The organism is Streptomyces sp. SM1, from assembly GCF_002910825.1.
Taxonomy (GTDB): domain Bacteria; phylum Actinomycetota; class Actinomycetes; order Streptomycetales; family Streptomycetaceae; genus Streptomyces; species Streptomyces okerensis.
The window spans coordinates 1-6,970 of record NZ_NEUB01000254.1; the positions used below are offsets into that span (position 1 = coordinate 1).

Genomic DNA, 6,970 nt, shown 5'->3' on the forward strand with positions numbered 1-6,970 from the left:
CGCCGAGACGCTGCCCGAGCACATGGTGCCCGCGGTGGTCGCCGTCCTGGACCGGCTGCCGGTGACGGCGAGCGGCAAGCTCGACCTGAACGCGCTGCCCGCGCCGGAGTTCTCCGCCGTGGCGGAGGGCAGGGCGCCGGGCACCCCGCGCGAGGAGTTGCTGTGCTCCCTGTTCGCCGAGGCCCTCGGGGTGGAGCGGGTCGGGGTCGACGACAGCTTCTTCGACCTCGGCGGCGACTCCATCGTCTCGATCAAGCTGGTCACCCTGGCGCGCGAGGCGGGTCTCGACGTCGCGCCGCGGGACGTGTTCGCCCACAGGACCGTGGCCTCGATCGCCGCGGCGGTCAAGGAGCTCGCCCCGGCGCCGGCCGCCGGGACGGCGGATCCGGATCCCCAGGAGCCGCTGATCACGCTGGACCAGGAGGAGCTGGACCGGTTCGCCGAGGACTGGCGGTAGGGCGGCCCGCGCCCGGCTCCGCCCCGCACCACCCGGACAGCTCACCCGAACGGCGCCACCCCCGTACCACCACTGGACCACGACACGGCCGGGACCCTGCTCGGCCGGTCCGGTGCGCTCCACCACGCGATCCGGCCGCCGCCGTGCGGCGCGGACCGCACAGGACCGAACGACGGACGACCCGAGCGGTCACGACCCGGTGAGGACACCGAGATGACAACCATGAACCCGACCGTCGACGCGTCCCGCCGGGACACGGCCCGCACACCGGACGGGCCGGACGGCCCGGACACCCCGGCCGAGTACGTCCTGGACGCCGACGAGGTCGCCGAGCTGCGCACCGCCGCCGAGAAGCTCGGCGAGGTCCACGGGGCGCCGAGCCTGCCCGAGTTCTACGACCGGGTGCTCACCGCCGAGGAGTCGCTGCCCGCGGGGCTGCGCACGTTCCTGCTGTCGTACCGGCGCAGCGAGCACAACGCCGCCTGCCTGGTGCACGGATTCCCGGTGGACGGCGACGCGCTCGGTCCCACCCCCGGTCACTGGCGCGAGGCGATCCAGGGGGGCACGGCCCGCGACCAGGAGGTGTGGCTGGCGCTGTGCGGCCTGCTGCTCGGCGACCCGTTCGGCTGGGCGACCCTCCAGGAAGGACGGATCATCCAGAACATCCTGCCGATCCACGGAGACGAGGACCGGCAGAGCGGGTACGGCAGCGAGGCGCTGCTGGAGTTCCACACCGAGGACGGCTTTCACCCCAACCGCTGCGACTACCTGCTGCTGATGGGGCTGCGCAACCCCGACGCCGTGCCGACCATCGTCGCCTCCGTGCGCGACGTCCGGCTCGGTGCCGCCGACCGGGCGGTGCTCGCCGAGGAGCGGTTCCTCATCCGCCCGGACACCGAGCACATCCGGCAGCTGCAGACGTACGCGCCCGGTCATCCGGCGCTGCCCCCGCTGCGCGCGATGGCCGCGCACCCGGTGCCGACGGCCGTGCTGTTCGGCGACCGGCTGAGCCCCTATCTGCGCATCGACCGCCCGTTCATGGACACGCTGCCCGGCGACACCGAGGCCGAGGCCGCGCTGGACCGGCTGATGGCTGAGCTGAACCGCGTCCAGCAGGACGTGGCGGTCGCCCCGGGCTCGCTGCTGATCGTCGACAACTACCGTGCGGTGCACGGCCGCAGGCCTTTCACCGCCCGCTACGACGGCACCGACCGCTGGCTGAAGAAGCTCACCGTCAGCCGCAACCTGCGCCGCAACCTGAACGGTTACGCCCTCGACCACCCGCGCGTCATCGTCTGACCGGGCCGTTCCCCACGTACGCGAAAGGCAGCATCGTCATGCGCACCGTCATCGTGTCCGGCGCCTCCAGCGGCATCGGGCAGGCCACCGCCGAACGTTTCGCCCGGGCCGGCGACCACGTCGTCAACCTGGATGTGCGGTCCCCCGCCGGGGACCGCCCGGACGGGCCCCGGGAGGGCGGCGGCGAGGTCCACTGGGTCAAGGCGGACGTGGCCGACTGGGACACCGTCCGGCACGCCGTCGACCGGGTGGCCACCGAGCGGGGGCGGCTGGACGTCGTCGTCGCCAATGCCGGCATCAGCGTCCGGCACGGCATCCTGGAGATCACCGAGGCCGAGGCCCGGCGCACCCTCGACGTCAACCTCATGGGTGTCCTGGCACTGTGGCGGCACGCGGTGCCGCACATGCTGCGCCGGGGCGAGGGGGTGCTGCTGGCGACGGCGTCCGTCAACGGCTCCCGCGGCTACCCGCTGTACGCCGACTACAACGCCAGCAAGGCCGGCGTGGCGTCGCTGTGCCAGACCTTCGGGGTCGAGCTGGCCCCGCTGGTCCGTACGGCGTGCGTGGCGCCGGGCGCGGTGCTGACGCCGATGCAGCGCGCCGAGTACACCGACGCGATGCTCGACGAGGTCAACGCGCGCATCCCGGCCCGGCGGCACGCGCTGCCCGAGGAGATCGCGGAGGTCTTCCACTTCCTCGCCTCGCCCGGGGCGTCCTTCGTGTCGGGCCAGCAGTTCACGGTGGACGGGGCGGAGACCGCCGGGGCGACGACGGCATTCTTCCCCGGACCGACCGAGCCCCTGAGCTGACCCGGCGCCGACGGCGCCCCGCAGCCGGCCCGGCAGGACCCGAACGACACCCCTGAGCCCGAGGAAGATGTCCATGAAGACCCGCCCCGTGCCGAATCCGGTGGCGCTCGACGAGGTGGACCTCGCCGACCCGCTGCTGCACGCCCGCCACGATCTGGGCCCGCTGTGGCGCCGGCTGCGCGCCGAGGACCCGGTGCACTGGCAGCCGGAGGGCGCGCACGGCCCGGGGTTCTGGGTGGTGAGCGGCTACGCGGACGTGGCCGCCGTGCTGGGCGACAGCGAGACGTTCACCTCCGAGCGGGGCAACGTGCTCGACACGCTGCTGGCGGGCGGTGACTCCGCGGCCGGGAAGATGCTCGCCGTCACCGACGGGCGCCCGCACCGGACGCTGCGCAGCGCGCTGCTCAAGCCGTTCTCGCCGCGGTCGCTGGAGGTGGTGGTGGACAGTGTGCGGCGCGGCACCCGCCTGCTGGTCGCGGAGGCGGTCGAGCGGGGCACGGTCGACTTCGCCGCCGACGTCGCCGCGCACATCCCGCTGGCCGCGATCTGTGACCTGCTGGGCGTGCCGGCCGCCGACCGGGGGCACATCATCTCCCTGACCTCCTCGGCGCTGTCGTCCGCGGACGGCGTGCCCGACGAGGAGGCCACCTGGTCCTCGCGCAACGGCCTGCTGCTGTACTTCTCGGAGCTGGCCGCCGAGCGGCGCAGGAAGCCGTACGACGACGTGGTCGGCCTGCTGGTGAACCGGGAGATCGACGGGCGGCCGCTGACCCACGAGGAGATCATCTTCAACTGCTACAGCATCATCATGGGCGGTCACGAGACGACCCGCTTCGCCATGGTGGGAGGGCTGCACGCCCTGATGGAGCGGCCGGACCAGTGGCGGGCGCTGAAGTCCGGTGCCGTGCCGACCGCACCGGCCGTGGAGGAGGTGCTGCGCTGGACCGCCCCGGCCCTGCACAGCGGCCGTACCGCCACGCAGGACGTGCTCCTGGGCGACCGGTTCGTCGAGGAGGGCGACATCGTCACCGTCTGGATGGCCTCGGCCAACCGGGACGAGCGGGTCTTCGACCGGCCGGACGACTTCGTGCTGTCCCGGTCCCCGAACAAACACCTGTCCTTCGCGCACGGGCCGCACTTCTGCCTGGGCGCCTTCCTGGCCCGCGCGGAACTGTCGGCCCTGCTGGAGAGCCTGCGCGACCTGGTGGGCGGGATGGAGGCCGCCGGGGAGCCGGAGTACGTCTACTCCAGCTTCCTCAGCGGTCTGTCAGCCCTGCCGGTCACCCTCCGCCCCGGGACCGAGTAGGCCGAGGCGGCGCAGTTCCCCGGTCACGGCCGTCAGCGTCGCCTCCGGATGCGTCCGCGGGTAGGAGTGCCCGCCGGGTACGACATGCATCCGGGGCGGCGCCGCGCCGTACGCGGCCCAGGGTTCGACCGCCGCGGGGACGCAGACGTCGTCGTCGGCGCCGGCCAGGACGACGAGCGGGCAGCGCACCGGGGCGGGCCCGGGCAGGAGATACCGTTCGGCGATCTCCAGATCGGCCCGTACGGCACGCAGCAGGTCGCTCAGGAACCCGGGGTGTTCCAGCAGCTCCGCGGGGAGTCCGCCGTAGCGGTGCAGCCAGGCGGCCAGGCGGCGGTCGCTGCTCCCGGTGAGGAGCTCCCGGCCGAGTGGCACGTGCGGGGCGCGGTGGGCCGACACCACGAGTGCGGCGGGGGCCCGCAGGCCGCCCTGCCGCTCGATGCGCCGCGTCAGCTCGTAGGCGACGACGGCGCCGAAGCTGTGCCCGAACAGCGCGTACGGCGCGTCGAACTCGCCGCGCACCGCCTCGAAGAGGGCGTCGACCAGCGGCTCCAGTGCGTACGGCACCGGTTCCTCGAGGCGTGAGCCGCGGCCCGGCAGTTCCACCGGGGCGAGTTCGACCCCCTGCGGCAGGTGCGGGCGCCAGACGTTGAAGGAGGCCGCGCTGCCTCCGGCGGGCGGCAGGCAGAACAGCCGGAGGCGGGGCCGCCCGGCGGCGCGCCGCCCGGCGATCCACGGCGTTGCCGGCGCCACGGGGTGGTGAGTGCTCATGCCGACCAGCCTTACCGCCCCCGCCGCACCCCGGCCAGGCAGCACGGCGGCAGTTTGCGCGGTAGCAACGTCGTCGGCCGCCAGGGGAGTTGCCGAGAGCCTGCCGGGGCCGTTACCTGGGGTCGTGCCGCCGGCCCGGCCTAGCGTCGGCACCATGACTCACACCCCTGCCGCTAGCGCCACCGAAGCCGTGGCCCCCGTGGTGCTCGGGATGGCCCGGCTGATCGCCCCGCGCAAGCCCTCCGAGGTCACCGCGGAGCACCATCTGATCGGCGATCTGGGCTTCCACTCGCTGGTCCTCGCCGAACTCGGCTACAACCTGGAGGACCTGTACGGCCTGCGGTCGCTGACCCCCGAGGAGGCGATGAAGCTGGAACGGGCCGGTGACGTCGTCGACTTCGTCGTCTCCGAGGTGGCGGCGGGCCGTGCCACGCTGCCCACCGACGACGAGGTCGAGCTGCTCCTGGCCCGTTACGACATCGGCGGCTCCACGGCATGACCGGCCAGGACGTCGACCGGCCGTCCCACGCGCTCGCCGCGGACCTGGACCGGGTCCTGGGCGATCCCGGCGCGGGGAGCGGCCCGTTCAGCTTCGCGGAGACCGTGGCGTACGAGGAGCGCGACGCGCTGCCGCCGGGAGCCGTGGAACTCCTGCGCTCCTGGGGCTTCGCCCGGTACCTGGTGCCGGAGGCGTTCGGCGGCGGGCTGCGCAATCTGGAGCAGCTCTTCCTGCTGACCCGGGTCCTGGCCCGGCGCAACCTCACCGTGTCGGTGATGTTCGGGTCGGCGCTGCTCGGCGTCAACCCGGTGTGGCTGTGGGGCGACGAGGAGCAGCGCAAGCGGGTCGCGCAGGGCCTGCTCGACGGAGACCTGGCGTGCTTCGCGGTCTCCGAGCCCGACCACGGCAGCGACCTGGGCACCAACGGGACGGTGGCGGTGCCGGACGGTGACGGCTACCTGCTCACCGGGGAGAAGTGGCCGGTGGGCAATGCCACCCGGGGCCGCTTCGTCACCGTGTACGCGAACGTCGAGGGCATCGGCTCGTCCCTGCTACTGCTCGACAAGACGCAGCTCGGGCAGGGAAGTTGGGAGGAGCGTCCCTTCGTCCGCACGGTCGGGCTGCGGGGCCACGACCTCAGCGGTCTCTCCTTCCGCGGCACGCCGGTTCCGGGCGGCTGTCTGCTCGGCCGTCCGGGCGGCGGCCTGGCCGGGATCCTCCAGGTGCTCCAGATCACGCGGACGGCGATCGGCGCGCTGTCGGTGGGCACGATGGACTCGGTGCTGCGGATCGCGCTGCGGTACGCCCGCGAGCGGGTGCTGTACGGCGAGGAGATCTACCGGATCCCCGTGATCCGCCGCCATCTGGTCGGCGCCCACCTGGACCTGCTGATCGCCGAGTGCACGGCGCTGCCGGTGACGCGCGCGCTGTCGGTGGCACCCTCCCGGCTGAGCCTGTGGTCGTCGGTGGTGAAGTACCTGGTGCCGACCCTCGGCGAGGAGGTCGTGGCGGAGGCCGGACGGGTGCTGGGCGCGCGGAGCTATCTGCGCGAGGAGGTGGCCTCGGGCGTCTTCCAGAAGCTCCAGCGCGACCACGCGATCGCGAGCATCTTCGAGGGCACCACACACGTCAACCTGCACGGCATCGCCTCGCAGCTGCCCACGGTGGCACGGATCGCCGACCGCCCGGCACGCGACGGGAACACCGTGCTGCGGGACCTGTTCGACGATGCCCGGGAGGCGCCCGTCTGGCAGCCCTCGGGACGGGCGCTGCGGCTGACCAACGCCGCCGAGGACGAGATCACGCGGGGCTGGGAGCCGGCCGTGGCGCGGGCGCGGCTGATCGCCCGGCGGGAGCTGCCACCGGCCGAGGCGGGCGCCCTCACCAAGGTGCTGGACCGGCTCTCCCTGCTGCGGGGCGGGTTCTACGCCCGGCTCGCCGCGGGCACCCTGGACGCGACCACGGCCGAGGCGCAGGACGCCGCCGCCGAGCACTGCCTGTACCACGCGGCGGCGTCCTGCCTGTACACCTGGCTGTACTCCTTCGAGGAGGAGCGCACGGCGCCGGCCGGTACCGCCTGGCTGGTGCTGGTGCTCCAGCGGCTGCTGTCCCGTCTGGGGCAGGCAACGGAGCCGGACGGGGAACTGCTGGGACCGGTGGAGGAGCTGATGCTCGCGTGCCTGGACGGCCCCGAGCACTTCTCGCTCCGGGCGGTCCGGGCGGCCTGCCGTCCGGCCTGACCCGGATCGGCCGGGCGCATCCGGTCAGCCCGGCGCGGGGCGGTGGCGGAATCCGGTCCGACGGGCGCGGGGCGGTGGCGGACGACGCCGGTC

At 73.8% G+C, this 6,970-nt stretch carries 7 protein-coding genes; 6 read left to right on the plus strand and 1 reads right to left on the minus strand.

Translation table 11 applies throughout. From position 1 onward, the window contains the following. The 4 genes from B9S61_RS05955 to B9S61_RS05970 form a co-directional block, all read left to right on the plus strand. The coding region (locus tag B9S61_RS05955; protein WP_258039566.1) for a phosphopantetheine-binding protein at nucleotides 1-457 on the plus strand (457 nt) is incomplete at its 5' end. Between the two features lie 213 nt (nucleotides 458-670). Continuing rightward, nucleotides 671-1,756 (plus strand): guanitoxin biosynthesis L-enduracididine beta-hydroxylase GntD, encoded by a 1,086-nt coding sequence (gene gntD / locus B9S61_RS05960; RefSeq protein ID WP_103541248.1) that lies wholly within the window; start codon nucleotides 671-673, stop codon nucleotides 1,754-1,756. 38 nt (nucleotides 1,757-1,794) lie between these two features. Further along, a complete protein-coding gene (locus B9S61_RS05965) occupies nucleotides 1,795-2,565 on the plus strand; it encodes an SDR family NAD(P)-dependent oxidoreductase (protein WP_103541249.1) in 771 nt (256 codons plus the stop codon). Between the two features lie 67 nt (nucleotides 2,566-2,632). Further along, nucleotides 2,633-3,871, plus strand: coding sequence for a cytochrome P450 (locus tag B9S61_RS05970; protein WP_374936187.1), 1,239 nt, complete (start codon nucleotides 2,633-2,635; stop codon nucleotides 3,869-3,871). Here B9S61_RS05970 and B9S61_RS05975 read toward each other — a convergent pair. Beyond that, nucleotides 3,833-4,639 (minus strand): thioesterase II family protein, encoded by an 807-nt coding sequence (locus B9S61_RS05975; RefSeq protein WP_103541251.1) that lies wholly within the window; start codon nucleotides 4,637-4,639, stop codon nucleotides 3,833-3,835. The two genes, B9S61_RS05970 and B9S61_RS05975, sit on opposite strands and share 39 nt — an antisense overlap. Before the next feature lie 154 nt (nucleotides 4,640-4,793). Between B9S61_RS05975 and B9S61_RS05980 the strand changes: the two genes are divergently transcribed. Both B9S61_RS05980 and B9S61_RS05985 read left to right on the plus strand, forming a co-directional pair. Further along, a complete protein-coding gene (locus B9S61_RS05980) occupies nucleotides 4,794-5,138 on the plus strand; it encodes an acyl carrier protein (protein ID WP_181007266.1) in 345 nt (114 codons plus the stop codon). After that, a complete protein-coding gene (locus tag B9S61_RS05985) occupies nucleotides 5,135-6,877 on the plus strand; it encodes an acyl-CoA dehydrogenase family protein (protein WP_103541252.1) in 1,743 nt (580 codons plus the stop codon). Before B9S61_RS05980 ends, B9S61_RS05985 begins: the two co-directional genes overlap by 4 nt. Nucleotides 6,878-6,970: the final 93 nt, after the last annotated feature.